26 protein-coding genes are annotated in these 24,772 nt (G+C 72.8%); 18 read left to right on the forward strand and 8 right to left on the reverse strand.

Annotated features, from left to right (window positions below):
• Positions 1–96 precede the first annotated feature (96 nt).
• Complete coding sequence (locus GJR97_RS12495; protein WP_154346846.1) at positions 97–1,128, forward strand: SDR family oxidoreductase; 1,032 nt, start codon at positions 97–99, stop codon at positions 1,126–1,128.
• Positions 1,129–1,230: 102 nt separating this feature from the next.
• Here GJR97_RS12495 and GJR97_RS12500 read toward each other — a convergent pair whose 3' ends face one another.
• Entirely contained in the window at positions 1,231–1,974 is a 744-nt protein-coding gene (locus tag GJR97_RS12500) for a glucose 1-dehydrogenase (RefSeq protein WP_154346848.1), read from the reverse strand.
• Between the two features lie 324 nt (positions 1,975–2,298).
• Between GJR97_RS12500 and GJR97_RS12505 the strand changes: the two genes are divergently transcribed.
• On the forward strand, positions 2,299–2,652 hold the full coding sequence (locus GJR97_RS12505; RefSeq protein WP_154346850.1) for a hypothetical protein: 354 nt from the start codon (positions 2,299–2,301) through the stop codon (positions 2,650–2,652).
• Between the two features lie 9 nt (positions 2,653–2,661).
• Here the strand turns inward: GJR97_RS12505 and GJR97_RS12510 are convergent, their stop codons facing one another.
• The 3 genes from GJR97_RS12510 to GJR97_RS12520 form a co-directional block, all read right to left on the reverse strand.
• Positions 2,662–3,456 (reverse strand): transglutaminase-like domain-containing protein, encoded by a 795-nt coding sequence (locus GJR97_RS12510; RefSeq protein ID WP_324613453.1) that lies wholly within the window; start codon positions 3,454–3,456, stop codon positions 2,662–2,664.
• Positions 3,453–4,319, reverse strand: a complete 867-nt coding sequence (locus tag GJR97_RS12515) for an NAD-dependent epimerase/dehydratase family protein (protein ID WP_154346853.1) — start codon at positions 4,317–4,319, stop codon at positions 3,453–3,455. Before GJR97_RS12515 ends, GJR97_RS12510 begins: the two co-directional genes overlap by 4 nt.
• A 90-nt stretch (positions 4,320–4,409) precedes the next feature.
• Positions 4,410–5,684 carry a serine hydrolase domain-containing protein gene (locus GJR97_RS12520; RefSeq protein ID WP_195760698.1) on the reverse strand — a complete coding sequence of 425 codons (1,275 nt, stop codon included), beginning with the start codon at positions 5,682–5,684 and terminating at the stop codon, positions 4,410–4,412.
• A 166-nt stretch (positions 5,685–5,850) separates the two neighbouring features.
• Between GJR97_RS12520 and GJR97_RS12525 the strand changes: the two genes are divergently transcribed.
• Both GJR97_RS12525 and GJR97_RS12530 read left to right on the forward strand, forming a co-directional pair.
• Complete coding sequence (locus GJR97_RS12525) at positions 5,851–6,318, forward strand: hypothetical protein (RefSeq protein ID WP_195760699.1); 468 nt, start codon at positions 5,851–5,853, stop codon at positions 6,316–6,318.
• A 57-nt stretch (positions 6,319–6,375) separates the two neighbouring features.
• Complete coding sequence (locus GJR97_RS12530) at positions 6,376–7,194, forward strand: class I SAM-dependent methyltransferase (protein ID WP_154346858.1); 819 nt, start codon at positions 6,376–6,378, stop codon at positions 7,192–7,194.
• Positions 7,195–7,212: 18 nt separating this feature from the next.
• Here GJR97_RS12530 and GJR97_RS12535 read toward each other — a convergent pair whose 3' ends face one another.
• The gene (locus GJR97_RS12535) at positions 7,213–7,698 is read right to left on the reverse strand and encodes a nucleoside deaminase (RefSeq protein ID WP_324613454.1); all 486 of its coding nucleotides are present in this window, start codon (positions 7,696–7,698) and stop codon (positions 7,213–7,215) included.
• A gap of 101 nt (positions 7,699–7,799) precedes the next feature.
• Between GJR97_RS12535 and GJR97_RS12540 the strand changes: the two genes are divergently transcribed.
• Together GJR97_RS12540 and GJR97_RS12545 are read left to right on the forward strand one after the other, a co-directional pair.
• Entirely contained in the window at positions 7,800–8,357 is a 558-nt protein-coding gene (locus GJR97_RS12540) for a hypothetical protein (protein WP_154346860.1), read from the forward strand.
• Positions 8,333–9,160, forward strand: a complete 828-nt coding sequence (locus tag GJR97_RS12545) for a hypothetical protein (RefSeq protein ID WP_154346862.1) — start codon at positions 8,333–8,335, stop codon at positions 9,158–9,160. Before GJR97_RS12540 ends, GJR97_RS12545 begins: the two co-directional genes overlap by 25 nt.
• Before the next feature lie 115 nt (positions 9,161–9,275).
• Here GJR97_RS12545 and GJR97_RS12550 read toward each other — a convergent pair whose 3' ends face one another.
• Positions 9,276–10,241: a 5'-3' exonuclease gene (locus GJR97_RS12550; RefSeq protein ID WP_154346864.1), complete on the reverse strand. Its 966-nt coding sequence runs from the start codon at positions 10,239–10,241 to the stop codon at positions 9,276–9,278.
• A 236-nt stretch (positions 10,242–10,477) separates the two neighbouring features.
• Between GJR97_RS12550 and msrB the strand changes: the two genes are divergently transcribed.
• The 5 genes from msrB (at position 10,478) to GJR97_RS12575 (ending at position 14,405) form a co-directional block, all read left to right on the forward strand.
• Positions 10,478–10,942 (forward strand): peptide-methionine (R)-S-oxide reductase MsrB, encoded by a 465-nt coding sequence (gene msrB, locus GJR97_RS12555; RefSeq protein WP_324613455.1) that lies wholly within the window; start codon positions 10,478–10,480, stop codon positions 10,940–10,942.
• Positions 10,939–11,499 carry a peptide-methionine (S)-S-oxide reductase MsrA gene (gene msrA / locus GJR97_RS12560; protein WP_154346866.1) on the forward strand — a complete coding sequence of 187 codons (561 nt, stop codon included), beginning with the start codon at positions 10,939–10,941 and terminating at the stop codon, positions 11,497–11,499. The genes msrB and msrA overlap by 4 nt, the downstream gene beginning before the upstream one ends.
• 89 nt (positions 11,500–11,588) lie before the next feature.
• Positions 11,589–12,656 carry an FUSC family protein gene (locus GJR97_RS12565; protein ID WP_154346868.1) on the forward strand — a complete coding sequence of 356 codons (1,068 nt, stop codon included), beginning with the start codon at positions 11,589–11,591 and terminating at the stop codon, positions 12,654–12,656.
• Positions 12,657–12,676: 20 nt separating this feature from the next.
• The gene (locus tag GJR97_RS12570) at positions 12,677–13,609 is read left to right on the forward strand and encodes a PLP-dependent cysteine synthase family protein (RefSeq protein WP_154346870.1); all 933 of its coding nucleotides are present in this window, start codon (positions 12,677–12,679) and stop codon (positions 13,607–13,609) included.
• 214 nt (positions 13,610–13,823) lie between these two features.
• Complete coding sequence (locus GJR97_RS12575; protein ID WP_154346871.1) at positions 13,824–14,405, forward strand: hypothetical protein; 582 nt, start codon at positions 13,824–13,826, stop codon at positions 14,403–14,405.
• 21 nt (positions 14,406–14,426) lie between these two features.
• On the opposite strand, the gene GJR97_RS12580 is transcribed toward GJR97_RS12575, so the two are convergent.
• Positions 14,427–14,645, reverse strand: a complete 219-nt coding sequence (locus tag GJR97_RS12580) for a hypothetical protein (protein WP_154346873.1) — start codon at positions 14,643–14,645, stop codon at positions 14,427–14,429.
• A gap of 147 nt (positions 14,646–14,792) precedes the next feature.
• Between GJR97_RS12580 and GJR97_RS12585 the strand changes: the two genes are divergently transcribed.
• The 4 genes from GJR97_RS12585 to GJR97_RS12600 all read left to right on the forward strand — a co-directional run bounded on the left by GJR97_RS12585 (position 14,793) and on the right by GJR97_RS12600 (position 20,906).
• Positions 14,793–17,729 carry an aminotransferase class III-fold pyridoxal phosphate-dependent enzyme gene (locus GJR97_RS12585; RefSeq protein WP_154346875.1) on the forward strand — a complete coding sequence of 979 codons (2,937 nt, stop codon included), beginning with the start codon at positions 14,793–14,795 and terminating at the stop codon, positions 17,727–17,729.
• A 160-nt stretch (positions 17,730–17,889) separates the two neighbouring features.
• Complete coding sequence (locus tag GJR97_RS12590; protein WP_154346877.1) at positions 17,890–19,122, forward strand: carboxylate-amine ligase; 1,233 nt, start codon at positions 17,890–17,892, stop codon at positions 19,120–19,122.
• Between the two features lie 102 nt (positions 19,123–19,224).
• Entirely contained in the window at positions 19,225–20,088 is an 864-nt protein-coding gene (locus GJR97_RS12595) for a tryptophan-rich sensory protein (protein ID WP_154346879.1), read from the forward strand.
• Positions 20,089–20,222: 134 nt separating this feature from the next.
• Positions 20,223–20,906: an alpha/beta hydrolase family protein gene (locus GJR97_RS12600; RefSeq protein WP_154346881.1), complete on the forward strand. Its 684-nt coding sequence runs from the start codon at positions 20,223–20,225 to the stop codon at positions 20,904–20,906.
• Between the two features lie 22 nt (positions 20,907–20,928).
• Here GJR97_RS12600 and GJR97_RS12605 read toward each other — a convergent pair whose 3' ends face one another.
• A complete protein-coding gene (locus GJR97_RS12605) occupies positions 20,929–22,182 on the reverse strand; it encodes a serine hydrolase domain-containing protein (protein ID WP_324613456.1) in 1,254 nt (417 codons plus the stop codon).
• 116 nt (positions 22,183–22,298) lie between these two features.
• On the opposite strand from GJR97_RS12605, the gene GJR97_RS12610 reads away from it, so the two are divergent.
• The 3 genes from GJR97_RS12610 to GJR97_RS18315 all read left to right on the forward strand — a co-directional run.
• Positions 22,299–22,697: a TM2 domain-containing protein gene (locus GJR97_RS12610; RefSeq protein WP_154346883.1), complete on the forward strand. Its 399-nt coding sequence runs from the start codon at positions 22,299–22,301 to the stop codon at positions 22,695–22,697.
• A 161-nt stretch (positions 22,698–22,858) separates the two neighbouring features.
• On the forward strand, positions 22,859–24,469 hold the full coding sequence (locus GJR97_RS12615) for a molybdopterin-dependent oxidoreductase (RefSeq protein ID WP_154346885.1): 1,611 nt from the start codon (positions 22,859–22,861) through the stop codon (positions 24,467–24,469).
• Positions 24,429–24,772 (forward strand): hypothetical protein (locus GJR97_RS18315; protein ID WP_229276237.1); only part of this gene is annotated, 344 nt, incomplete at its 3' end. The genes GJR97_RS12615 and GJR97_RS18315, both read left to right, overlap by 41 nt.

The following is a 24,772-nucleotide window of genomic DNA, read 5'->3' on the forward strand; positions in this document are numbered from 1 at the left end:
CGTCACCATATCGGCGGCCCGGAGCTCCGGCGCGCCGCACCCGTGCGGCGCCCCGGTGGCATCCGAGGGGAGTAGGGTCCGACCCGGGAGGCGCACATGGACGAGGGACCCATCCTGGTCACCGGCGGCACGGGCTTCGTCGGGGTCAGCTGCATCATCCGGCTCCTGGCCGACGGCGCGCGCGTGCGGACGACGGTGCGCGACCTCGCTCGAGCCGACGAGCTGCGCGCGCTCGTCCGGCTCGGCGGCACGGATCCGGACGGGATCGAGGTCGTGGCCGCGGACCTGCTCGACGACGCGGGGTGGCCTGCGGCCGTCGACGGCGTCACGCACGTGCTGCACGTCGCGTCGCCCTTCCCCGTGCGGCAGCCGAAGGACGAGGACGAGCTCATCGCGCCCGCACGAGAGGGCGTGCTCCGAGTGCTCCGGGCCGCACGCGATGCAGGGGTCCGGCGCGTCGTGCAGACCTCCTCGTTCGCCGCGATCGGCTACGGCCGGCCGAACCCGGGCCGCCCGTACACGGAGGAGGACTGGACGGACCCGGACGGCCCCGGGGTCACGCCGTACATCCGGTCGAAGACCCTCGCCGAGCGAGCGGCATGGGAGTTCGTCGACCGCGAGGGCGGCGGACTCGAGCTGGCCACCGTGAACCCGGTCGGGATCTTCGGTCCGGCCATCGGCACCGACCTCTCGACGTCGCTCGAACTGCTGCGGCAGCTGCTCGACGGCGACTACCCCGTCGTGCCGAACGGCTCGGCCAGCGCCGTGGACGTGCGCGACGTGGCCGAGCTGCACGTGCTCGCGATGCGCCACCCGGATGCCGCGGGCGAGCGCTTCCTCGCGGTCTCGGGCGATGCGATCACCTACCTCGACCTCTCGCGATTCCTGCGCGACCGCCTCGGCGAGCGGGCCCGGCGCGCACCCACGCGCGTGATCCCGGACTGGGTCGTCAAGGCGGGCGCGCCCTTCAGCCGCGACCTCCGGCAGATGGCGAGCGAGCTCGGCCGACGCGGCGACGCGTCGCACGAGAAGGCGACGCGCATGCTCGGCTGGACTCCGCGTTCCCGCGAGGACGCGATCCTCGCCTCGGCGCAGAGCCTGCTCGACCTGGGCCTCGTCCGCACCTGACCGGATCGGACGGACGAGCGGGCGGGTGAGCCGTCGACCGCGGGCGGATGCCGCGGCGCGGGGCCGCGACATCCGCCCGCAGGTTCGCATGACGCGAGGCCGTCAGATCTCGTAGTGCGCGAGGCCCGCGGTCTCGCCGCCGTCGGCCACGAACTCGGCGCCGGTCGAGAAGCTCGACTCGTCGCTCGCGAGGAACAGGATGAGGTTCGACAGCTCGATGGGCTCGCCGACGCGGTGCAGCGCGACGTGGTTCTGCGGGGTCTCGAGCGACTCGGTCATGGGCGTGCGGATGACGCCCGGGTGCACCGAGTTCACGCGGATGTTGTACCGGCCGAGGTCGAGCGCCGCGTTCTTGGTGAGGCCGCGCACGCCGAACTTCGCGGCGTTGTAGCCGGGGAGCGCCTCGTAGCCCTGCAGGCCCGCGGTCGAGGAGATGTTGATGATCGAGCCGGCGCCGGACTCCTTGAGGGCGGGGATCGCGGACTTGATGCCGTAGAAGACGCCCGTGAGGTTGATGTCGAGGATCTGCTGCCAGGCCTCGATCGTGTAGTCCTCGATGGGGCCGAAGTTCGCGATGCCCGCGTTGTTCACCACGATGTCGAGCCGGCCGAACGCCTCGGTGGCGGTCGCGACGGCGGTCTCCCACTGCGCGTAGTCGGTGACGTCGAGGTGGACGTAGCGCGCGTTCGCCTCGCCGAGCTCCGCGGCGAGCGCGGCGCCCTCGTCGTCGAGGAGGTCGCCGATGACCACCTTGGCGCCCTCCTGGACCAGCAGCCGTGCGTGGGAGGCGCCCATGCCCCGTGCTCCACCGCTGATGAGTGCGACCTTGCCGTTGACGCGTGCCATTGCTGACGCTCCTTGTCTCGCCGCGGGCGTCGGCCCTGCGGCGTTCGTTGCCGTTCGGGCCCGGGGTCGGATGGCTCCGGGTTCGGAGCTAATCTACACCTGTCGATTACGCGATCCTGAGTGCCGGCTGAACCGGAGACCGGCCTCGACTCGTGACGCAGCCGAGACCGCCGTGATCGGATCGAGACCGCGAGGCGCCCGAAACCGGCGTCACACGCCTGCGCATCGCGGGAGGATGTCGGGAGCAACACCGCGAGCTGGGACGACGACGTGCCGGAACTCCCGGCACGCGGGCATCGTCACGCGAACATCCGGGGGAACACCATGTCGGCAGCCGAGTCGCACGAGTCGGGCGAGGACCGCCTGCGCGTCGGCGACCCCTCGGCGCCCTCAGGCCGCGCCCTCGGATCCGCCGCACTCGTCCTCGGCCTCACCACCGTGATCCTCGCGTTCGCGACGCCCTACCGGGAGTCGCTCGGCTCCGCGCTGCTCGCGGCGCTCGCGGTCTTCACGTCGACCCTCGGCCTCGTCGCGCGCAGCCGCGCCCGCCGTGCGGGCGAACGTCCGTCGACGGCCGCGATCGCCGCGGTCTGGCTCGGCGTCGGCGCACTCGCGATCGTCGGGATCTCCGTGCTCCCGGCGCTGCTCATGCCTAGCACGACCGGCGGCATCGGCTGACCCCCCGCGTCACCCGAGCCGCACGAGCCGCCGCACGTCGTCGTCGGGCAGTTCGCCGGCGACCGCGGTGACCTCGACCGAGTCGAGCCGGACCGCGCCGCCGTACGCCGACAGGAACGCGGTGTCGGCCGCGTCGCGCCCCGTCGCGATCCGCAGCATCGTCTCCCGGGGCGCGAGCGTCGTCGCGTCGACGACGTGCCAGCCCCCGTCGACCCAGGCCTCGGCGACCGCGTGGAAGTCCATCGGATCCAGGCCCGGCGCGTACACCGCGACGAGCCGCGCCGGCACGTCGAGCGCGCGCAGCAGCGCCACGACGAGGTGGGCGTAGTCGCGGCACACGCCCTGGCGCGCGAGGAGCGTCTGCACCGCGCCATCCGTCGGACTGCTCGAACCCGGCACGTACGCGAGCCGCGTGCCCACCCACGACGAGACGGCGGCGAGCCGGTCGATGCCCTCGATTCCCGCGAACTCGGCGGCCGCCGTCGCGGCCAGCCGGTCCGACTCGGCGTAGCGACTCGGTCGCAGGTACGTCAGCAGGTCGACGGCGTCGACGGATGCCTCGGGCGCACGCCGCGCCACCTCGGCCGTGTACGAGCACTCGAGCGAGCCCGCCGACGCGTCGACGACGTGCAGGCGGTTGCCCGCGGCATCCGTCAGCTCGGTGAACTCGATCGGGCGGCCGTCCGCACGGAACTCGAGGCGCTCCGTCGCATCGACGTCACTCGCCACCGCGACCTGGAACGCCAGGCGCGCGGGCTCGTCGACCCTCAGGCGGATCTCGCAGCCGACCGAGCGCGCCGTCACGATCGGCCGTCCCGCCAGCCGTGCTCCGGTTCGAAGCCGAGCTCATCGCGCGCCAGCTCGATCGAGAACAGCGACTCGGTCCCCGTGAAGTCGCGCTTCAGCGAGACGCCCGGGAAGAACTCCTCGATCAGCTCGCGCGTCGGCCGGCTCATCACGGTGTCGGCGTTCGCGATCACGTAGGCGCGTGCGCCGTCGACATCGGCCTCGAGCGCGCGACGGACCGACTGCGCGGCATCCCGCACGTCGATGTAGCCGAACGCGTTGAACAGCCGCGACCGCGGGTCGTCCTCGAACGACGGGAAGTCGACGTACTTCTCGGGATCGATGACGTTCGAGAACCGCAGCGCGATGAACGGGATGCCGGTCCAGTCCGAGACGTGGTGGGCCATCGTCTCGCCGAGCACCTTCGACAGCGAGTACGTCGAGTTCGGCTTCGGGTAGTGGTCCTCGTCGAGCGGCAGGTAGTCGGGCAGCCCGTCGGGGCCGAAGTCGAGCCCCAGCGTCGTCTCGCTCGACGCCCACACGACCTTCTCGAGGCCGAGCTTGGCCGCCGCGAGGAAGACGTTCGAGTTGACGGCGTTGTTGACGTTCAGCGTGCGCGCCGGCGTGAAGATCGTCGGCGCCGGGATGGCGGCGAGGTGCGCGACCGCGTCGACGTCCTGCAGCACCTCGACCGTGTCGCCGAAGTCGGTGAGGTCGGCCTGCGTGTAGACGAGGTCGGGCCTCGACCACCGGGCCGGGAGCTTCGGCGACGGCGGCGTCACGTCGGTCGCCAGCACCTCGTACCCGTGCTCCAGCAGGTCGGCCACCACCGCCCGTCCGGCGAGCCCTGACGCGCCCGTGACGCAGATCCGCTTCGGCATGGATGCCCTCCTCGTGGTCGTCCCCCGGTCCCCATCCTGCCCTGACACGGCCGGGGCGTCACCCGGGTTGCGCGTCGGCCCGCGGCGACCTCAGCCGAGCGGCTGCGCCGCCGGGTTGCCGGGCGCGAGCTCGCGGGTGAGCCGCCGCGCGAGGTCCTCGCCCCAGTTCACGAGCGCGCCGTCCCAGTCGTCGAACGTGTCCTCCGTGTAGGTGACGGCGACCGCGATCGTCACCGACCGGCCGTCATCGGCACGGTCCGCCGGGAGTGTGGCGACCGCCGACGCGTACCCGCCGAAGAGCGGGGTCTGCATCACCCAGTCGAGGCTGAGGAAGGCGCCGAGGCCGTACGCGAACTCGGGGACGAGGGTCATGCAGACGCGGCATCCGTCGAGCGGTTCGCCGAAGCCGACGAGGTCCGGTGCGATGAGCGCGTCGTACGAGGCCGGCTCGAGCAGTTCGCCGCGGCCCACGATCGCATCGAAGCTCGCGGTCACGTCGCCGATCGAGCTCGTCTGGACGGCGCCCTCGGGGAGCGTCCACGACGGATTCCAGTAGGTCGAGTCCTCCCACACGCCGCGCTCCGCCGTGAAGGCGTGCACGGCGGGCGCCGGGATCGACGGATCCTCCGACGCGACCGTCTGCCCGAGGCCGAGCGGCTCGAGGACCTCGCGGGCGATCAGCTCGTCGAGCGGCTCGCCCGACGCGGCCTCGAGCACCTCGCCGAGCACGACGTAGTCGGCGTGCGAGTAGTCCCAGTTCTCACCTGCCGGGAAGAGCCGCGGTGCCGACAGGCTCACCTCGATGAGGTCGTCGTTCGTCCACGTGCGGAACGGGTCGGCGGCGAGGGCGTCCTCGAACGCGGGGTCGCCGACGTAGTCGTGGTACCCGGCCGTCATGTTCGCGAGCATCCGGGGCGTGACGCTGTCGCCGTCGCGGATCTCGGGGAGCCACCGGCCGATCGGCTCGTCGAGGTCGAGGACCCCCTCTTCGGCGAGCCGCAGCATCACGACGCTGACGTAGGTGATCGCGACCGCGCCGTTGCGGAAGCGCCCGTCGAGCGTGACCGGCTCGCCCCCGACCGCCTCGCCGAGGGCGACCTGGGCGACCACGTCGCCGTCGACGCGGATCTGGCCGATCAGGGAGCCCAGCGCGTGCGCTTCCACCTGGGCCGCGGCGGACTCGTCGAGGAGCGCCTGCAGCTCCGGGTCGATCGTCCCGGGTTCGCCGCCCGCCCCGCCGCCCGGTTCCTCGGCCGGCGTCGGGCTCGGCTGCGCCGACGGCTCGCCTCCGACGGCGCATCCCACGAGCAGGGCGACGACGGATGCCGCGGCGAACGCGGCCGCGAATCGGACGGGTGCGCGCATGGCCCGGTCTCCGTTCCCCCTCGGCGACGCAGGGCCGACCCTGCCGGTCCATCCTCTCGGGCGGCGCGCGCCGCGCGCCATCCCGCGAACGGGCGACACGTGGGGCCGACCGCCCGATCGGTGCGACGTCGGCACCGCGACCTCCGCCGCCCGTACGATCGAGCACATGACCGATCCCGCCGGGCGCGAGCCCGAGGACCACGACGAGCCCGACCGCGTCGGCGACGCGAGCGGCCCCACCGGCCAGGCGCCGACGCCGTGGTTCGGCGACCAGTACGACGTCGGCGGGCTCGGCATGGGCCGGCTGTTCGCGTGGGCCGCCGTGCTGCTCGGCGCCGGTGCGCTCGGGATCGCGCTGTTCGCCCCGCTCGAGGGCCAGGCGTTGCGCACGGTGTGGATCGCCGGCTTCGGCGCCGCCGCGATGTGGATCGCCTGGATGGCGCCGTCGCGGTACCGCCGCGCCGGCGTGCGCGTCTCGTGGGCGGTGCCGCTCGCGATGGTGCTCGGGGGGCTCGCGATCGGCGTGGCGATCTACGCGTTCATCGTGATCTTCGCGGCGAGCGGCGGCGTCGAACTGCCGGCCCCGTCGTACTGGCTCGCCCCGACCGCGCCCGCGCCGGGCGTGCCCACCTGAGCCGCCTGAACTCGAAGTCGGTTGCCGCGCGTCCGCGAACCGCGTAGACACGACCCCATGACCGTGACGGACCGATGGCAGGACGGCGCACCGTACGAACGGTACGTCGGACGATGGAGTCGACTCGTCGCGGAGCGGTTCGTCGACTCGCTCGACGCGGAACGCGGCATCCGCTGGCTCGACGTCGGCTGCGGCACGGGCGCGCTGACGGCCGCGGCCATCGAGCGCTGGTCGCCGTCCTCGATCCTCGGCGTCGACCCGTCGGAGGGCTTCCTCGCGGCCGCGCGCGAGCGGCCGGGGATCGCCGGTCGCGCCGAGGCGCGATTCGTCGTGGGCGATGCGCAGCATCTCCCGGTGCCCGATGACGCCGTCGACGTCGTGGTCTCGGGGCTCGTGCTCAACTTCGTGCCGGATGCCGCGGCCGCCGTGGCGGAGTTCACGCGGGTCGCCGCACCCGGCGGACTCGTCGCGGCGTACGTCTGGGACTACGCCGACGGCATGCGGATGCTGCGGACGTTCTGGGATGCGGCCGCGTCGGTCGACCCGGCGGCGTCCGAACTCGACGAGGGGCGGCGCTTCCCGACCTGCCGGCCGGAGCCGCTGCGCGAGCTCTGGTCCGGCTCGCCCGGGATGGACGCCGATTCGGTGCGCGTCGAACCCGTCGAGATCGACACCGTCTTCTCGGATTTCGACGACCTGTGGGCGCCGTTCCTCGGCGGGCAGGGCCCGGCACCGACCTATCTGGCGTCGGTCACGGATGCCACGCGCGAGGCGATCCGCGACCGGATGCGCCAGTCGGTGGCACCCGCGACCCGATCCGATGGTTCGATCGCGATGCGCGCGCGAACCTGGGCGGTCATCGGTCGACTCGGCTGAGCGAGCCGGGATCGTCGATCAGGCCCAGAACCCGTCGTGGACGGCGGCGGCCTCGGGCAGGTCGGCGGGACCGACGACGGCCACCGGGCGCCCGCCGCGCGCGAACACCTCACGCGACGGCAGGCTCAGCGTCGGCACGCCCTCCTGTTCGGCGACGATGTCGCGGAGGCCCGCCTCGGACAGGGCGAACACGACCCGCGGGATGCCGCTCCAGTAGATCGCACCCGAGCACATCGCGCACGGCTCGGTGCTCGTGTACAGCGTGGCGGTCGCGAGGTCGCGTTCGTCGAGGACGGCCGCCGCCTCGCGGACGACGTTCGTCTCGGCGTGCCCGGTCGGATCGCGCCGCGTCACGACCGTGTTCATGCCCTCGACGACGCGCCCGTCGGCGGTCACGACGATCGACCCGAACGGATGGTCGCCCCGCTCCCGCGCCTGCTGCGCGAGCTCGACGCATCGCCGCAACCGCGCCAGGTCGCCATCGCTGATCCCGTGATCGCCCACTGGTCCTCCCCATGTCGACGGATGCCGCCGCCTCCCATTCTGCGCACCATCCTGTGGATGGCGTCCGACCGCTCGCCGCGGATCCCCCTACTTTGGACCGCATGCCCGCAGCCGTCCGCCGCCTCGCCGCGCTCGCCCTCGCCGGCACGGCGCTCGCCGCCCTCACCGCCTGCGCCACGGTCGAGCCGGCGCCCTCCCCTTCCCCGACGACGGATGCCGCCGACGCGCCGCTCTTCGCGACCGACGAGGAGGCGCTCGCGGCGGCGGTCGCGGCGTACGAGGAGCACCTTCAGTCGACCGCCAACATACTCTCCGGCCAACTCCCGGCCGGTGTGATTCGGGATTCGTCTTCGGGGCCGTACGGCGAGCAACGCGCCTCCGAACTCGAGGCATTTCTTGGCTCGGGACTGCGGGCCACCGGTGTGACGACGATCGACTCCGCTGCCCTGATCGAGACGCATGTCGACGCGGGCGAGACCGTAGTGTCGATTTACGCATGTCAGGACGTATCAGCCACGGTCTTGCTCAATTCGGAAGGCAAAAACGTCACCCCCGCTAGTCGCGACGAGCGAGTGCCGCTGGTCCTGGAGTTCCGGGGCACTAGCACCAATATCAAGGTGAGTGGGAACGAACTGTGGTCTGGCGAGAACTTCTGCTAGGCGCAATGCTCGCCTCGGGTGCGCTCACGGGATCCGGGGGTCCCAGTTGCCCCGCAGACCTTCAGCTCGCCGGCTTGTGCGATCTCCGCATTGACTCCTCGGTTTCCGACAATCTCGCGGAACTTGAGGCGGAGCTCTCAGAACTTCGCGATCAGTCGCGCAATCCTCAACCAAGCGAGGCGGGCATCGCGCTCCTCGATGTGCCGCTGGCCGAGCCCGAGCGCCCCGCCGCGCCGCCGCGCGACGTGTGCAATCCCGAGAACCCGACCGTGTGCGCGTTCGAGGGCGGGGAGCCGGAGCCGCCGGCTCCGGGCGAGCCGACCGTCACCCTCCGCGACATCGCCTCGTTCCGGCCGAGCGTGCCGCCGAGCGGGATGGAGCCCGACGGGTGGGCCGTCGTCGGGCTCCCGGCCAATTTCATCGGATCGGCCACCGTCGAAACCCGCTCCGGCACCTTGCTCGGACGCCCGGCCGAGGTCCGCTTCCACCCCGTCGCCTACCAGTGGGCGCACTCCGACGGAGCCCTGGTCCACGCGGCCGGTCCCGGCGGGACCTGGGACCAGCTGGGTGTCGCCGAGTTCACGACGACGCCGACCAGCCACGCGTACGCGGCATCCGGTCGGTACACGGTCGACCCGACCGTCGTCTACGTGGCCGAGTACCGGTTCGACGGTTCGGTCTGGCGATGGATCGACGGGACGCTCAGCCTTCCCGCACCGCGGATGAACGTGCTCGTCGGCGAATTCGACACGGTCCTCGTCAGGGGTGACTGCACCGCAGTCCGCGACGGCCCGGGCTGCTGACCCGGGGGGGGTCCGGATCGAGGACGCCCGGTACTTCGGTACTTCGGTACCGGGTTTCGGCGGGGGCACCTCTCCCCGCGTTCTCGGCCAACGCGCGATCCGCGGGCGCGCCCCGCTACGCCGAAGGGGCGTGGTCCAGCGAGGCCAGCACGCGCGGCACCGAACCGCCCAGGTTCCACTCCTCCCCGAGGTCCTCGAGGGCCTCGCGGCGGGCGCCCGTCACGGGCGCGAGGCGGGCGCCGAGCTCCTCCGCCGACGGCAGGTCGAGGTCGCGCACCACGTTCACCACGGTCGGGGCGACGGCCAGGTAGTCGTGCGCGCCGGTGAGCTTCGCCCGCATGGAGGCCGACATGGTCGCGGGCGCGGCATCCGCGGCATCCGGATCGCCGGACGCCACCGCGAGCATCGCATCGAGCGAACCGAAGTCGCCGAGCAGGCCCGCGGCGGTCTTCTCGCCGATGCCGGCGACGCCGGGCAGCCCGTCGGACGAGTCGCCGCGGAGCGTCGCGAAGTCGGCGTACTGCGCCGCCTCGATGCCGTACTTCGCGACGACCCACTCGTTGTCGACGAGCTCGAGTCGGTTCATGCCGCGTGCGGTGTAGATGACGCGCACGCCGCGGCCGTCGTCGACGAGCTGGAACAGGTCGCGGTCGCCCGAGACGACATCGACCGGCATGGTCGCCTGGGTCGCGAGCGAGCCGATGACGTCGTCGGCCTCGTGCGCGGCGACGCCGACGATCGGGATGCCAAGCAGGCCGAGCGTCTCGCGGATCATCGGCAGCTGCGCCTCGAGCGGGTCGGGCACCTCCTCGATGTCGGGGCCGGCGGGCACGACCAGCTCGACGCGATGCGCCTTGTAGCTCGGAATGAGCTCGACGCGCCAGTGCGGGCGCCAGTCGTCGTCCCAGCACGCGACCAGGTGGGTCGGCTCGAACTCGGCCACGAGCCGGGCGATCATGTCGAGCAGGCCCCGCACCGCGTTGACGGGCGTGCCGTCGGCCCGCTTCAGCGAGTCGGGCACGCCGTAGAACGCCCGGAAGTACAGCGACGCGGTGTCGAGGAGCATGAGTCGATCGGCCATGCGCCGATCCTCCCATCACCGCCCGACGAGGGCACGCCCGCGCCGGCAGGACCGACACCCCGAGCACCCGCCGGGTGCGCTCCGCCCGCTCACAGCGAACCCACAGCCCGCGGGCGCATCCTGCGGAACATCAGCCGCCCGAACGGGGTTCTTCCTCATGGACGCAGGAGTAACCGGCACAGCCGGTGTCACCGGTCCGGGGCGGCACAGCCGGTGTCGCCGGAGAAGGAGCAACCGTGTCACAGGACTATCGCAGGACTCCCGAGGCGCTCGACCGCCTCACCCCGCTGCAGCGCAAGGTCACGCAGGACGACGCCACCGAGCCCGCGTTCCGCAACGAGTACTGGAACAACCACGAGCCGGGCCTCTACGTCGACGTCGTCTCGGGGCAGCCGCTCTTCGCGAGCGTGCACAAGTACGACAGCCGTTCCGGCTGGCCGAGCTTCACTCGCCCGATCGACCAGACGGCCGTCACCGAGCACGTCGACCGCTCGTTCTTCATGAAGCGCGTCGAGGTCCGATCGGCGGGCGCCGACAGCCACCTCGGCCACGTCTTCGACGACGGGCCGACGGATGCGGGCGGCCTGCGCTACTGCATCAACTCCGCCGCACTCCGCTTCGTGCACCTCGACGACCTCGAGGACGAAGGCTACGGCGAGTACCTCACCCTGTTCGTCACCACCACCGAGGAGACCGCATGACCACCCCAGGCGCCATCACCACCGTCCCCGGAGCCGAGACCGCGGTCCTCGCGGGCGGCTGTTTCTGGGGCATGGAGGACCTCGTCCGCAAGCTGCCCGGCGTGCTCGACACGCGCGTCGGCTACAGCGGCGGCGACGTCGAACACGCGACCTACCGCAACCACGGCTCGCACGCCGAGGCGCTGGAGGTCGTGTTCGACCCGACGAAGCTCAGCTACCGCGAGCTGCTCGAGTTCTTCTTCCAGATCCACGACCCGAGCACGAAGAACCGGCAGGGCAACGACGTCGGCACGAGCTACCGCTCGGCGATCTTCCCGACGAGCGACGCCCAGTACGACACGGCGATCGACACCATCGCCGACGTCGACGCGTCCGGCATCTGGCCCGGACCCGTCGTGACCGAGGTCGCGCCGGCAGGCGAGTTCTGGGAGGCCGAGCCCGAGCACCAGGACTACCTGCAGCGCATCCCGTGGGGCTACACCTGCCACTTCGTCCGGCCCGGATGGCGCCTGCCGAAGCGCGACGCCGCAGGATCCGCGTCGGCCGCCGCGAGCTGAGCAGCGGCACCGGGGCCCGCGACCGCTCGGTCGCGGGCCCCGCGTCGTCCATCGGGCATGCGCTCCTCGCGCCCGCTAGCGTGAGTCGCATGCGGTTGTCCGAGCGGTTCCGCGCCACGAGGCGGGCGCCGATCCTGCAGGTGCTGAAGTCCGCGGTGGCGACGGTCGCGGCGTGGCTGCTCGCCGGGTGGCTGATCCCCGGTCCGCTGCCCGTGTTCGCCGCGATCGCCGCGCTGCTCGTCGTGCAGCCGAGCGTCAACCAGTCGCTGGCCAAGGCGCTCGAGCGCAGCGTCGGCGTGATCGCGGGCGTCGTGATCGCCTCGCTGCTCGGCCTCGCGTTCGGGCCGACGAGCTGGGTGATCCTCGCCGCCATCCTCATCGCACTGCTCGTCGCGTGGGCGCTGCGGATGACGGCCGGCACCTCGAACCAGGTCGCGATCAGCGCGATGCTCGTGCTCGCACTCGGCGGCACGTCACCCGAGTACGCCCTCGACCGCGTGCTCGAGACCCTCATCGGCGCGGCGATCGGCATCGTCGTCAACGCGCTCATCGTCCCGCCGGTGCTCGTCGACCCCGCCCGCGAGCACCTCGCCCGCCTCGGCAGCGAACTCGCGGCATCCACCGACCGCCTCGCCGAAGCGCTGCGCGCGCCGCAGCGCCCGGCCGACCTGACCGAGCTCCTGCTCGAGGTCCGCCTCATGCGGCCCATGCGGGATGCCGCGGCCACCGCCATCGCGGACGCCGAGGAGTCGCTCACCCTGAACCCGCGACGGTCGGCGCATCGCGGCGACATCGCCGAGCAGCATCGCCTGCTCACGCGGCTCAGTCCCATCGTGACGCAGGTCGGGGGGATGACCCGGGCCTTCGTCGACCACTACGACGACGGCCTCGCGACCGAACCCACCGTTCGCGCGATCGCCGAGCAGCTGCACCGGGTCGCGCACGACATCCGGCTCGCGGTCCACCTCGCCGAGGTCGACCCCGAGCCCCTGACCTCCGCGATCCCGGCCCTCACGGCGCCGCTCCAGATCGCTCCGCCGAAGTCGGAACACTGGATCCTCATCGGCTCCCTCATGGAGGACCTCCGCCGCATCCGCGAGGAGCTCCTCGAGGACGATCTCCCGCCGGAACCCACGGCGCGCCGCTCACGGGAGTAGCCTGCGCACGGGAGGCCGCCATGGACGCGCGCGACGGTGGGGTACTCGACGGCATCGGCGGCACGCCGATCGTCCGGCTCGAGTCGATCGTGCCCGATGGGGCCGCAGAGGTCTGGGTGAAGATCGAGGGAGCGAATCCGACCGGGTCGTACAAGGACCGCATGGCGGTGTCCGTGCTCGAGGCGGCGGTCGCCCGCGGCGACGCCTCCCCCGGCGACACGGTCGTCGAGTACACGGGCGGCAGCACCGGCACCTCGCTCGCATTCGTCGCGGCCGTGCTCGGGCTGCGCTTCACCGCGGTCTTCTCGGACGCGTTCTCGGTGAGCAAGCAGCAGGCGATGGAGGCGTTCGGCGGTGAGGTCCTCGTCGAGGAGAGCCACGGCGAGGGGATCACGCCGGAGCTCGTCGGCCGGATGCGGGAGCGCGCGTACGCGCTCGCCGAGAAGCCCGGGCACTACTACGCCGACCAGTTCGGGTCACCCGACGTCATCGCCGGGTACGCCCCCATGGGCGAGGAGATCGGGACCGCGCTGGGCGACGGCGTCGACGTGTTCTGCACGGGCGTCGGCACGGGCGGCGCGCTCATGGGCACGCTCCGCGGCCTCCGGAGCGCGGGCCTCGAGCCGCAGGTCGTCGCGCTCGAGCCTGCCGAGGCACCGCTGCTGTCGGAGGGCGTCTCGCACGGGCACGCGGTCGAGGGCGTCGCGGTGTTCCCCGACCCGCCGTTCCTCGATCGAGGTGTGCTCGACGGCATCCGCACCATCGGTCAGGAGCGCGCGTTCGAGACCTGCCGGACGCTCGCCCGCACCGAGGGCATCTTCGCCGGCGGTTCGACGGGCATGAACGTCAGCGCCGCGATCGACCTGGCGGTCGAACTCGGCGCCGGCCACCGCGTGGTGACCATCGCCTGCGACCACGGTCTCAAGTACCTCGGCGGACGCATCTACTCCTGACGACGCGCGCCCGCGCGATGTCGTGACGGGGCCCGCATGTCAAGGACTTCGCCCTCGCGCGGGTCGCGACTACGCTCGCACGGTCGGAGCGCCGCGACCGCGACGCCGGGGAGGGAACACCATCACGACGACGACCGAGACCCGCGCGCCGCAACGGATCCGCGACGCGCTCCATCGCACACCGGGCTGGCTGCTCGCGGCGATCGCCGCAGCCGTGGTCATCGCGATGGCGGTGGTGGTGACCCAGCCGTGGACGGTGCCGACCGACCTCGTCCGGGACGCTCAGGTCGTCGCGGCTGCGCGCGGCAACGCGAGCCCGGCGTACGGACTGGTCTCGAACCTGGGCATCGTGGCGATGCTGCTCGCCGCCGGTGCCGCCTGCATGGCGCTCCTCCTCCGTCCCCGCTGCCGGGACGTCCGCCGCCTGCTCGCCTGGAGCCTGACGCTGACACTGATCGTCGCATTGGACGACCTGCTCCTGCTCCACGAGACCGCGGCGTTCGGGCCGGGATCGGGCTTCGTGCTCGCCGCCGCCTACGCGATCGCCTTCCTCGCCTTCGCCCTCCGGTTCCGCGACCTCATCGTGGAACGCCTCGACCCGGCGCTGCTCGTGGTCATGTTCGTCGGACTCGGCACCTCGGCGATCGTCGACGTCCTCGTCGAACCGGCCACCCGCGCCTCGGTGCTCGTCGAGGACGGCGCGAAGCTGCTCGGACTGCTCGCATGGTCCGCATTCGTGGCGCGCGCCGCGATCCTCACCCTGCGGACCGACCGCAGCACCGCCGACGACCGATAGTCGGCATTCCGACCTGAGACCTCAGGCGAGCAGGTCTCGGACGGCCTCGCCCCACTCGAAGCCGCAGTCGCGGCAGTCGAAGATGGGGGCCTCGCCGGAGAGGCCGGCGGCCGCGGCATCCGCCTCGACCTCGAGATCGAGCGGGCCGTACACGATGACCCGGACCGCGGCGGAGCCGCAGCGCAGGCAGGGCTCGTCGAGCACGTCGGGCTCGAGCGTCGGAAGCGGCTGGTTCGTCATGGCCATCACGGTACGAGCGACCTCCGACATCCGTCGCAGGCGACCCGCGCGTCGCCCGGTCGGTGGACGAACGGCACGAGGATCGACACGGCGGCGCTCGGCCGGAGGCATCCGCCCTGACTATGTTCGAGGCGGAAAGGGGCGAACATGACCCAGCCCGTCAACATCCGCGGCTTCGACTTCTTCTCGGCGGGCGAGCTGCCCGCACCCGCACTGCCGGCCGACGAGGTCGTCGCGATCGTGCGCCGGCACTGGGGGCTCGACGTCGAGCTCGAGGGGCTCGGCAGCCAGCAGGACCAGAACTTCCTCGCTCGGTCGCGACCGGCCGCGGGCGGCTCCGACGACCCCGGCGCACCGATCGGCGTCGTGAAGGTCACGAACCCCGCCTTCACCGCGGACGAGCTCGACGCGCAGGACCACGCGGCCTCGCGCATCGCCGACGCGGCGCCGCACCTCCGCATCGCCACGACGAGCGTCGCCGACAACGGCTCGCCCCGGTCGATCGTGGCCGACACGAGCGCGGGGCCGCTCGCCGTCCGGCTGCTCGAGTACCTCCCGGGCGGCACCCTGAACGGGCCCGCGTACCTCTCCCCCACGGTCGTCGCGCGCATGGGCGAGGTCGCGGCGCACGCGAGCCTCGCGCTCGCGGACTTCGACCACCCCGGCCTCGACCGCGTGCTGCAGTGGGACCTCCGGGTCGCCGACCGCGTGGTCGACCTGCTCGCCCACTACCACCCCGACCGAGCGAAGCGGGAGCGGGTGACGGAGGCCGCGACCCGCGCGTGGGCCGACGTGCAGGCCGTCGCGAGCGAGCTGCCGATGCAGGCGGTGCACCTCGACCTGACCGACGACAACGTGGTGTGCACGACCGAGCGCGGCATCCGCCTGCCCGACGGGATGATCGACTTCGGCGACGTGACGCGCAGCTGGGCAGTGGCCGAGCTCGCGATCACGATCTCGTCGGTGCTGCACCACGCCGGCGCCGAGCCGGTCTCGGTACTGCCCGCCGTGCGGGCGTTCCACGCGCTGCGTCCCCTGTCGGCCTCCGAGGTGCGCGCGCTGTGGCCGCTCGTCGTGCTCCGCGGCGCCGTGCTCGTCGTGAGCGGCGAGCAGCAGGTGCAGATCGACGGCGGCGCGAACGCGTACGCCGCCGAGGGCGTCGAGCGCGAGTGGCGCATCTTCGAGCAGGCGACCTCGGTGCCCTCGATCGTGATGACCCGGCTCATCGCCGAAGCGCTGGGCGTCGAGCTCGACGACGGGCGAGCGGATGCCTCGCACCACCGCCCCACCCGGATCGGGCTCGACCCGGCACCGGACCTCGCCCGGGCGGCCCGCCTCGACGTGTCGATCACCGCCGACGAGGTCGACGCGGGCGCCTGGCTCGAGCCCGGCCTCGAGGAACGGCTCGCGCTGGCGGCGCTCGACGCCGGCGCGCCCATGGCCTGGCTCGAACGGACGACGCCGCGCCTCACCGCGAGCCGCACGCACTCGGCCGAGTCGCGCGAGACCGTGCCGACCGGCATCGACGTGTGGTTCGCGGTCGCCACCCACGTCTCCTCCGACGGCGACGACGCACGTCTCGTCGTCGAGGCCGCCGACGGCATGACGATCCTCGACGGCACCGTGCCCGCGCGCACGCGCGCCCGGATCCGGCTCGAGGCCGCCGGCGCGCCGACGCACGTGCCGCACCTCGTGCGGCCCGAGGTCGCCCCGGGTTGGCTGTCGCTCACGACCGATCCGGCCGCCGCGATCGGCCTCGCGCCGAGTGCGGCCGCGGCCGGATCCGGCGACCTCGCGCACGACGCCGCCGACCTCGTCGCCCGGCGCGATCGCACCTTCGCCGAGGTCCAGGAGCACTACTACGACGCGCCGCCGCGCATCGAGCGCGGCTGGCGCGAGCACCTCGTCGGCACCGACGGGCGCGTCTACCTCGACATGGTCAACAACGTGACGCCACTCGGTCACGGCCACCCCGGGCTGGCCGCCGCAGTGGCGAAGCAGCTGCGCACGCTGAACACGAACTCCCGCTTCAACTACGGCGCAGTCGTCGAGTTCTCCGAGCGCCTCGCGGCGATGGCGCCCGACCCCCTCGACACGGTCTTCCTCGTCAACTCCGGCTCGGAGGCGACCGACCTCGCGATCCGCGTGACGCTGGCCGCGACCGGGCGCCGAGACGTGGTCTCGGTGCTCGAGGCGTACCACGGCTGGACCTACGCGTCCGACGCCGTGAGCACGTCGACGGCCGACAACCCGAACGCGCTCGCCAGCCGGCCCGACTGGGTGCACGCCGTCGAGGCGCCGAACCCGTTCCGCGGCCGGTACCGGGGCGACGAGGCCGCGCGGTACGCGCCCGAGGCCGCCGAGCGCATCCGCGAGCTCGCGGCATCCGGTCGACCGCCCGCGGCGTTCATCGCCGAGACCTTCTACGGCAACGCCGGCGGCATCCCCCTGCCCGACGGCTACCTCGCCGAGGTGTACGCGGCCGTCCGAGAGGCGGGCGGACTCGCGATCGCCGACGAGGTGCAGGCCGGCTACGGCCGGCTCGGCCAGTGGTTCTGGGGCTTCCAGCAGCAGGGCGTCGTGCCCGACGTGATCGCCGTCGCGAAGGCCGCCGGCAACGGCTACCCGCTCGGCGCGGTCATCACGACCCGCGAGATCGCGGCGCGGTTCCGCACGCAGGGGTACTTCTTCTCGTCGACCGGCGGCAGCCCGGCCTCGAGCATCGCGGGGCTCACCGTGCTCGACGCGTTCCGCGACGACGGACTCCAGCGGAACGCGGCCGACACGGGCGCGTACCTGAAGTCCCGGCTCGAGGCGCTCGCGGAGCGCCATCCGCTCATCGGCGCCGTCCACGGGCTGGGGCTCTACCTCGGCGTCGAGTTCGTGCGCGATCGCGCCACGCTCGAGCCGGCGACGGCGGAGACGGCGGCGATCTGCGACCGACTCCTCGAACTCGGCGTGATCATGCAGCCGACCGGCGACCACCAGAACGTGCTCAAGGTGAAGCCGCCGCTGGTGGCCACGCGCGAGAGCGCCGACTTCTTCGTCGCGATGCTCGACCGGGTGCTCACCGAGGGCTGGTGACCCCCGCCCGGTGATCGCCAGGAGCGCCCGCAGCGCGCCCTGCACGCACACGCACTCCGCCCGCCGATAGCCCTTGACACCGTCGCCCGTGCGTCGCACGCTGCGAACATGAGGCGCATGGAATCGGTCCTGACGGCATGCGCCCCGGGCGGGAGCGACGATGACGACGTTCGGCATCGAGGAGGAGTTCTTCTTCCTCGACCCTGAGACGATGCTCCCCGCGGACATCGCCGAGGAGGTCCACGATCGGCTCGCCGCTGACCCGCGCTGGGGCGAGCACGCCCACCCCGAGTTCCTCGCATCGCAGGTCGAGTTCGCGACGCCGGTGTTCGAGACCCTCGCCGAGGCGGCGGACCAGCTGGTGGCCTTCCGCCGCGAGGTCGACGCCGACGCCGGCCGGCACGCGGCCTGCGTCGCGAGCGTCGGCACGTCGCCCGACGCGCCCCGGTTCCCGTCGATCACCGACACGGATCGCTACCACCGGATCGTGCGCGACATGGCCGGCATCATCGCCGACCACCAGATGAGCGGACTGCACGTGCACGTCGGCGTCCCGAGTCGCGAACACGGCGTCGCCGCGATGAACGCCGTGCGACCGTGGTTGCCGCTGCTCACGGCGATGACGGGGAACTCGCCCCTCTGGCGCGGCGAGGTCACCGGGTACGAGAGCTGGCGCACCGTGCAGCTTCGCCGGTGGACGACGGCCGGCTGCCCGCCGCGATTCGCGGACGCCGCGGAGTACGACCGCCGCATCCACGACATGCTCGGCTTCGGCGGGCTCGTCGAGCTCGCGCTGATCGCCTGGAACGTGCGCCTCTCCGAGCACCTGCCGACGATCGAGTTCCGGATGGCCGACGCGCAGCTCACCGCGGACGACACGCTGCTCGTCGCGGCCCTGTGCCGGGCCCTCGTCATGCGGGCGATCGACGAGCACGACCGCTTCGGCGCCGACCCCGCGGCCACCCGCCAGCTGCGATCGCTCGACGAGCCCGACCCCGACGTGCCGCCCGAGCTCCTGAGTGCGGCGACGCTGCACGCGGCGCACGCCGGCCTGTCGGGCGGCGCGTTCGATCCCGCGAGCGGCCGGCTCGCCCCGGCCCACGACCTCGTCCGACGGCTCGAGCGGCACGTCGCCGAGGCCCTCGAGCGCGCCGGCGACCGCGAGCTCGTGCACCAGCTGGTCGGTCGCCTGCTCCGCGACGGCACGGGAGCGAGCCGGCAGCTCGCCGCGTGGAACCGGGGCGGGGTCGCGGGCCTCCGGCGCCTGTTCGCGGCGACGATCACCGCGCGGCCCAGCACCACGTCCGGCCCGGGCGCCGGGGTGGGCCTCACGGGCGGCCGCACGTCCGGGCCCTCGTGGGATCGGGGCCGCCGGATTCAATCGAACGGTTGACGCCGCCGCCGCCGCGGATTCGTACGCTGGCCGCACCAGCGCCCGATCGGTCCTCGACCACGAGTCGGACGATCGTGGCAGCACGCCGAGGGGAGGCATCCGTTGACATCGACCGAGACCCGCACCCAGGCCACGGCGAACGCACCGGGCACGGCCGCCGACACCGTGCGCCAGGTCGTCGTGCTCGTCACCTCGCTCCTGGCGATCGCGGCGGCGTTCATCGGATCCGGCGCCGCGGGCGGGACGCCCATCCAGGACGCCGCCGGCGGATGGCTCGACGCCGACTCGACGCTGATCGCGCCGGCACGGCCGGCCTTCGGCATCTGGAGCGTCATCTACACGGGCATGCTCGCGTACGCGATCTTCCAGGTGCTGCCCGCCCAGCGCACGAGTTCGCGGCACCGCCGGATCGGCTACGCCGTCGCGGCGTCGCTCGTGCTGAACGCGGTGTGGATCGGCGTCGTGCAGCTCGACCTGCTGTGGGCGAGCCTGCCCGTGATCGTCGCCCTGGTCGTGGTCCTCGCGTGGCTCTTCGTGCAGCTGCGGCGGATGCCGCCGAGCGGCGTCGTCGACGCGGTCGTGACGGACGGCTCGATCGGGCTGTACCTCGGCTGGGTGATCGTCGCGACCGCCGCGAACGCGACCGCGGTGCTGCAGGCCGCCGGCTTCGACGGCTGGGCGCTCCCGGCCGAGGCGTGGGCGATCGGCGTGATCGCCGCTGCCGCCGCGATCGGCGTCGCGCTGGCCTGGTGGGGCCGCGGCCGGATCGCCCCGGCACTGTCGCTCGCCTGGGGCCTCTCGTGGGTCGCGGTGGGTCGACTCACCGACGAGCCGGCGTCGGCGCCGACCGGCATCGCCGCCGCGATCGCGGCGTCGGTCGTCATCGTGGTCACCCTCGTCGTGCGGATCGGAGCCGGACGCTCCACGCGCGACGACCGAGGGGTGGGGACCTCCGGGCACGGGTGACACGGATGCTGCGCGGGGGCGCAGCACGCGGGGCCGGGGCGTTTCGGGTCGTCCCGGCCCCGCCCTCGTCTCGGCTCTCGGCCGGCCGCGCACGGGGTCGTGCGACCGGCGCCGGCTCGGGCACCATGGAACGCATGAGCGACGACGAACGGCCCCTCTCGATCGACGTCGGCGACGGCGTCGGCGAGGTGCCCGCGGTCCTGCGGCGACCGAGTGGTGCGACCGCGACCCTCGTCGTCGCACACGGTGCGGGGGCAGGCAAGGACCATCCGTTCCTCACCGGGTTCTGCCGGGCGATCGGGGGGCTGGACGTCGCGACGCTGCGGTTCGACTTCCCCTACCGGGTGGCGGGCCGCCGCTTCCCGGACCGGCCTCCGGTCGCGATCGCCACCTGGCGGGCGGTCATGGCCGCCGCCCGCGACGAGGCGGGCGACGCCGAACCGGTCTGGGCGTCGGGCAAGTCGTTCGGGGGGCGGATGGCGTCGATGGCCGTCGCCGAGGGGATGGACGCCGCCGGGCTGGTGTTCCTCGGCTATCCGCTGCATCCGCCCGGTCGACCCGAGAAGACGCGCGACGAGCATCTCCCGCAGCTCGCCGGCGTGCCGATGCTGTTCCTGCAGGGCCGCAACGACCCGTTCGCGATCCCGAACGAGCAACTCGATCGGCTCGTCGCGGGGCTCGCCCCCTCGGCGGTGCTCGACTGGATCGACGGCGCGAACCACTCGTTCGAGGTGAAGGGCGCGAAGCGCCCGGCCGCCGAGATCGGTGCCGGACTGGCACCGCGCGTGGCTGCGTTCATGGCCGAGCGCTCGCGCTGACGAGGTGCGCGCGGACGGGGCGTCAGCGCGACGAGACGTGGGCGGCGATCGCGTCGAACGCGTTCAGGTCGAAGCCGTTGAGGTACTCGTCCTTCGACACCGGCTGCGACGACTGCTTCACGATCGCGATGCGCCTGGCGGGGTCCAGGTGGATCCACTGGCCGTTGATGCCGATCGCCATGAACGCCTCGCGACCCGGCGTGTGGCGCACCCACCACTGCGCGCGATAGCTCCACTCACCGCGCCGGTGCACGACGTCGTCGGAATCGGGACCGCGGTCGAACGCCGCGATGTCGCCGCCGGCGGCGATCTTCCGGATCACGCCCGACGGCACGACCTGCTCGCCGGCGAACACGCCGTCGGCGGTCATCATCGCGGCGAACCGGGCGAGGTTCTCGGGAGTCGCGTTCAGGCCGCCGCCGGCGACGAGCGTCGCGTTCCGATCGAGCAGCACGTAGGTCTCGCCGTCCGTGCCGAGCCGCGACCACAGGCGGTCGTGCAGCGTCTCGCGGAACGACCGGCCCTCGACGCGGTTCGTGATCCAGTTCAGCACGTCGGTCTTCGGCGTCTGGTAGTGGAACGTGCGGCCGTGCGGTTCGGCGTCGTCGCGTTCGAGCGTGGCGAGGTAGTCCGGGAGGTTGTCCTCGTAGCGGATGCCCGGCACGGGGTCGGTCCAGCCGAGCACGGCGCCGTACCGGCGGATGCCGGACAGCGGATCGGCGTAGTCCTCGGTGAAGGCCATGGAGTTGGTCATGTCGAGCACCTGCCCGACCGTCGCGTCGGCGAAGGCACTCGAATCCGCGAGCTCCGGGACGTGCGCGACGACGGCATCGGACTCGTCCATCCGGCCGTCCTCGATGGCGAGCAGCGCGAGGAGCCCGCAGAACGACTTGGTGACCGACATCATCTGGTGCGGATGGTCGGCGTGCATGCCGTTCGCGTAGCGTTCGTGGATGACGCGTCCCTCGTGCACGACGACGAGCGCGTCGCCGTACGTCTCGCGGAGGTAGTCGCCGAGCCCCGCCGTCCCGTTCCCGTCGGGTCGCGGGACGGCCACCCCGTCGAGGTCGTCGATCCGACGCTCGAGGGCGATCGGCTCCGCCGCGGCCCGGACCGGGGCCGACGGGTACAGCAACCGCATGTTCAGGTACGCCCAGCGGTTGTACGGCGGCGTGAGCAGCGCCGTCGAGCGCGTGACGCGCAGGTCGCGCGGCGGCGGGAACCCCTGCATCAGGCCGAGCTCGGCTGCGGTGGCGTACGGATCGTCGATCGTCACGTTCGAACCTCCCGGGGTCGCATCCAGTCTGACCCATGCTCCGCGAGCCGGGACCTTCGGCCTCGCCGGGCACGCCGACGACGCATCAGGGTGATGGTGACGAAAGGGGAATCGTCATGACCGCCTACCCGCCCGGCGCCGCGCCCGGCCAGAACCCGCAGGTCGTACGTGCCGCAGGGGCCGCGACCTCGGACCGTTCGTTCATCGCCACGTGGCTCTTCGCGTGGCTGCTCGGCGTGCTCGGCGTCGACCGGTTCTACCTCGGCAAGGTCGGCACCGGCATCCTGAAGCTGCTCACGATCGGCGGTTTCGGCATCTGGTGGCTCGTCGATCTCGTGCTCACGCTCACGAACACCGCGAAGGACTCCGACGGCCGGCGCGTCACGGGCACACGGCAGGAGCAGACGATCGCGTGGATCGTCACCGCCGTCGTCGTCGTGCTGGGCTGGGTCATGAGCGCGGTGACGCAGTCGTTCGCGTTCCTGACCGACCAGCTGATCCCGACCCTGCGATAGGCGGTGCCGGCGCCGCGGCGCATCAGGCGGGCGCGTCTCACCGCGGTCCGCGACGTGCAGGGCCTTGCGTCCCGGCCCGGACCTGTCCTTCCTCCTTACGAACCGCTTACGGTGGCGCCTGCGCGGGCGCCGCGGGTCCGCGGCCGACGTAGCCTGAAGGCATGCCGACCGACGTGGCGCCCCGTGGACGGCTGCGCCCCGCGCTGGCGGGTGTCGCGGCCGCGACGTTCGGCGCCGGAGCGGGCGAGCTCACCGCGGCGGTCATCGCCTCGACCGCGTCGCCGTTCACGTCGATCGGGGCCCTCCTCATCGACCTCGCACCGCCGTGGGCGAAGGATGCCGCGATCGCCCTGTTCGGCACGGCCGACAAGGTCGCCCTGCTGGTCGGCGTGGGCGTGGTGCTCGTCGGCGTCGGCGCCCTCGCGGGGCTGCTCGAGTCGCGGCATCCGCGCTGGGGACGCGGGATCTTCGCGCTGCTCGGCGTATTCGGCGCGGTCGCTGCGGCGACGAGGGCGAACGCGTCGCTCGTCGCGGTGCTGCCGGCCGCGGTCGGTGCGCTCGCGGCGATGGGCGCGCTGTCGATGCTGCTGACCCGACTGCCGGCGGCACGCGCCGCCGCGACGGCCCCCGTCCCGGCCGGGCGACCGGCCGTCCCGGTGGCCGATTCCGGCGAGGCCGACGAACCGCACGCGTCGGTCGACGGGGTCGACCGACGCCGCTTCCTGGTGTGGGCGGGCGGAACCGCCGCGGCGGGCGTGCTCGCCGCGATCGCGTCGACCGCACTGTCGGCCGGGTCGCGCGCGGTCAGCTCGGTCCGCGAGGCGCTCCGGCTTCCCGCGCCCGCGACGACGACGGCGGTTCCGGCATCCGCCGAGTTCGGCATCGACGGGCTCGCACCGGTCATCACGCCGAACGGCGAGTTCTATCGGATCGACACCGCGCTGAACGTGCCGCAGGTCGATCCGGCGGAGTGGCGGCTGCGGATCCACGGCATGGTCGCCCGCGAGGTCGAGCTCACCTGGGACGAGCTCCTCGCCCTGCCGCTCGGCGAGAGCGTGACCACGCTCGCATGCGTGTCGAACGAGGTCGGCGGCGAGCTCATCGGCACGGCCGTGTGGCTCGGGTATCCGATCCGCGAGCTGCTCGCACGCGCCGGCCCGACCCCGGACGCCGACATGGTGCTCTCGCGGAGCATCGACGGATTCACGGCGTCGACTCCGCTCGAGGCGCTGACCGACCCCGGCCGCGAGGCCGTCCTCGCGGTGGGCATGAACGGCACGCCGCTGCCGGTCGAGCACGGGTTCCCGGTTCGGATGGTCGTGCCCGGCCTGTACGGGTACGTCTCGGCGACCAAGTGGGTGACCGAGCTCGAGGTCACCCGATTCGACCGGGATCGGGCGTACTGGTCGGACCGCGGCTGGAGCGAGCGGGGACCGATCAAGCTGTCGTCGCGCATCGACGTGCCGCGCGTGGGCCAGTCCGTCGAGGCGGGCACGGTCGTCGTCGCCGGCGTCGCCTGGCTGCAGCACACGGGCGTCTCGGCGGTCGAGGTCCAGGTCGACGACGGCCCGTGGCAGCCCGCCACGCTCGCGACGGCGATCTCGGCCGACACCTGGGTGCAGTGGCGGTACGACTGGGATGCCGCGCCCGGTCGCCACACGATCCGGGCTCGCGCGATCTCCGCCGACGGCGAGGTGCAGACCGCCGAGCGCGCCCCGGTCGCCCCCGACGGTGCGACGGGCCACCACGAGCGCACCTTCGACGTCCGCTGACGGCGTCGCGCTTCTCGTCCTCCACTGGTCGGGCGACGCCGTCGCGCTCCACCTGATCTCACGGCGCGCCGGGCCGACGTCGATCCGCGGCGCAGGCTGTCCGTGTCCCGCGAAGCCCGGTACTCCGGTACTCCGGTACTCCGGTACCGAGTCCGGAGACGACGTCGCCCCTCCCCCGCGAGCCGAGGAGAGAACCGAGCGCGCGACCAAGGCCGAGACCAAGACCAGGACCAGGACCAGGACCAAGACCAAGACCAAGACCAAGACCAAGACCAAGACCAAGACCAAGACCAAGACCAAGAC

The sequence above is a fragment of the Agromyces kandeliae genome (genome assembly GCF_009674665.1).
Lineage (GTDB): Bacteria > Actinomycetota > Actinomycetes > Actinomycetales > Microbacteriaceae > Agromyces > Agromyces kandeliae.

What these genes read in the sequence shown, in the direction of transcription:
- GJR97_RS12520 (WP_195760698.1), bottom strand. Translation starts at nt 5,684, where the DNA reads ATGCGCGCACCCGTCCGATTCGCGGCCGCGTTCGCCGCGGCATCCGTC.
- GJR97_RS12525 (WP_195760699.1), top strand. Translation starts at nt 5,851, where the DNA reads ATGACCGATCCCGCCGGGCGCGAGCCCGAGGACCACGACGAGCCCGAC.
- GJR97_RS12585 (WP_154346875.1), top strand. Translation starts at nt 14,793, where the DNA reads ATGACCCAGCCCGTCAACATCCGCGGCTTCGACTTCTTCTCGGCGGGC.
- GJR97_RS12495 (WP_154346846.1), top strand. Translation starts at nt 97, where the DNA reads ATGGACGAGGGACCCATCCTGGTCACCGGCGGCACGGGCTTCGTCGGG.
- GJR97_RS12540 (WP_154346860.1), top strand. Translation starts at nt 7,800, where the DNA reads ATGCCCGCAGCCGTCCGCCGCCTCGCCGCGCTCGCCCTCGCCGGCACG.
- GJR97_RS12570 (WP_154346870.1), top strand. Translation starts at nt 12,677, where the DNA reads ATGGACGCGCGCGACGGTGGGGTACTCGACGGCATCGGCGGCACGCCG.
- GJR97_RS12565 (WP_154346868.1), top strand. Translation starts at nt 11,589, where the DNA reads ATGCGGTTGTCCGAGCGGTTCCGCGCCACGAGGCGGGCGCCGATCCTG.
- GJR97_RS12610 (WP_154346883.1), top strand. Translation starts at nt 22,299, where the DNA reads ATGACCGCCTACCCGCCCGGCGCCGCGCCCGGCCAGAACCCGCAGGTC.
- GJR97_RS12505 (WP_154346850.1), top strand. Translation starts at nt 2,299, where the DNA reads ATGTCGGCAGCCGAGTCGCACGAGTCGGGCGAGGACCGCCTGCGCGTC.
- GJR97_RS12500 (WP_154346848.1), bottom strand. Translation starts at nt 1,974, where the DNA reads ATGGCACGCGTCAACGGCAAGGTCGCACTCATCAGCGGTGGAGCACGG.
- GJR97_RS12590 (WP_154346877.1), top strand. Translation starts at nt 17,890, where the DNA reads ATGACGACGTTCGGCATCGAGGAGGAGTTCTTCTTCCTCGACCCTGAG.
- msrA (WP_154346866.1), top strand. Translation starts at nt 10,939, where the DNA reads ATGACCACCCCAGGCGCCATCACCACCGTCCCCGGAGCCGAGACCGCG.
- GJR97_RS12615 (WP_154346885.1), top strand. Translation starts at nt 22,859, where the DNA reads ATGCCGACCGACGTGGCGCCCCGTGGACGGCTGCGCCCCGCGCTGGCG.
- GJR97_RS12530 (WP_154346858.1), top strand. Translation starts at nt 6,376, where the DNA reads ATGACCGTGACGGACCGATGGCAGGACGGCGCACCGTACGAACGGTAC.
- GJR97_RS12580 (WP_154346873.1), bottom strand. Translation starts at nt 14,645, where the DNA reads ATGACGAACCAGCCGCTTCCGACGCTCGAGCCCGACGTGCTCGACGAG.
- GJR97_RS12600 (WP_154346881.1), top strand. Translation starts at nt 20,223, where the DNA reads ATGAGCGACGACGAACGGCCCCTCTCGATCGACGTCGGCGACGGCGTC.
- GJR97_RS12550 (WP_154346864.1), bottom strand. Translation starts at nt 10,241, where the DNA reads ATGGCCGATCGACTCATGCTCCTCGACACCGCGTCGCTGTACTTCCGG.
- GJR97_RS12515 (WP_154346853.1), bottom strand. Translation starts at nt 4,319, where the DNA reads ATGCCGAAGCGGATCTGCGTCACGGGCGCGTCAGGGCTCGCCGGACGG.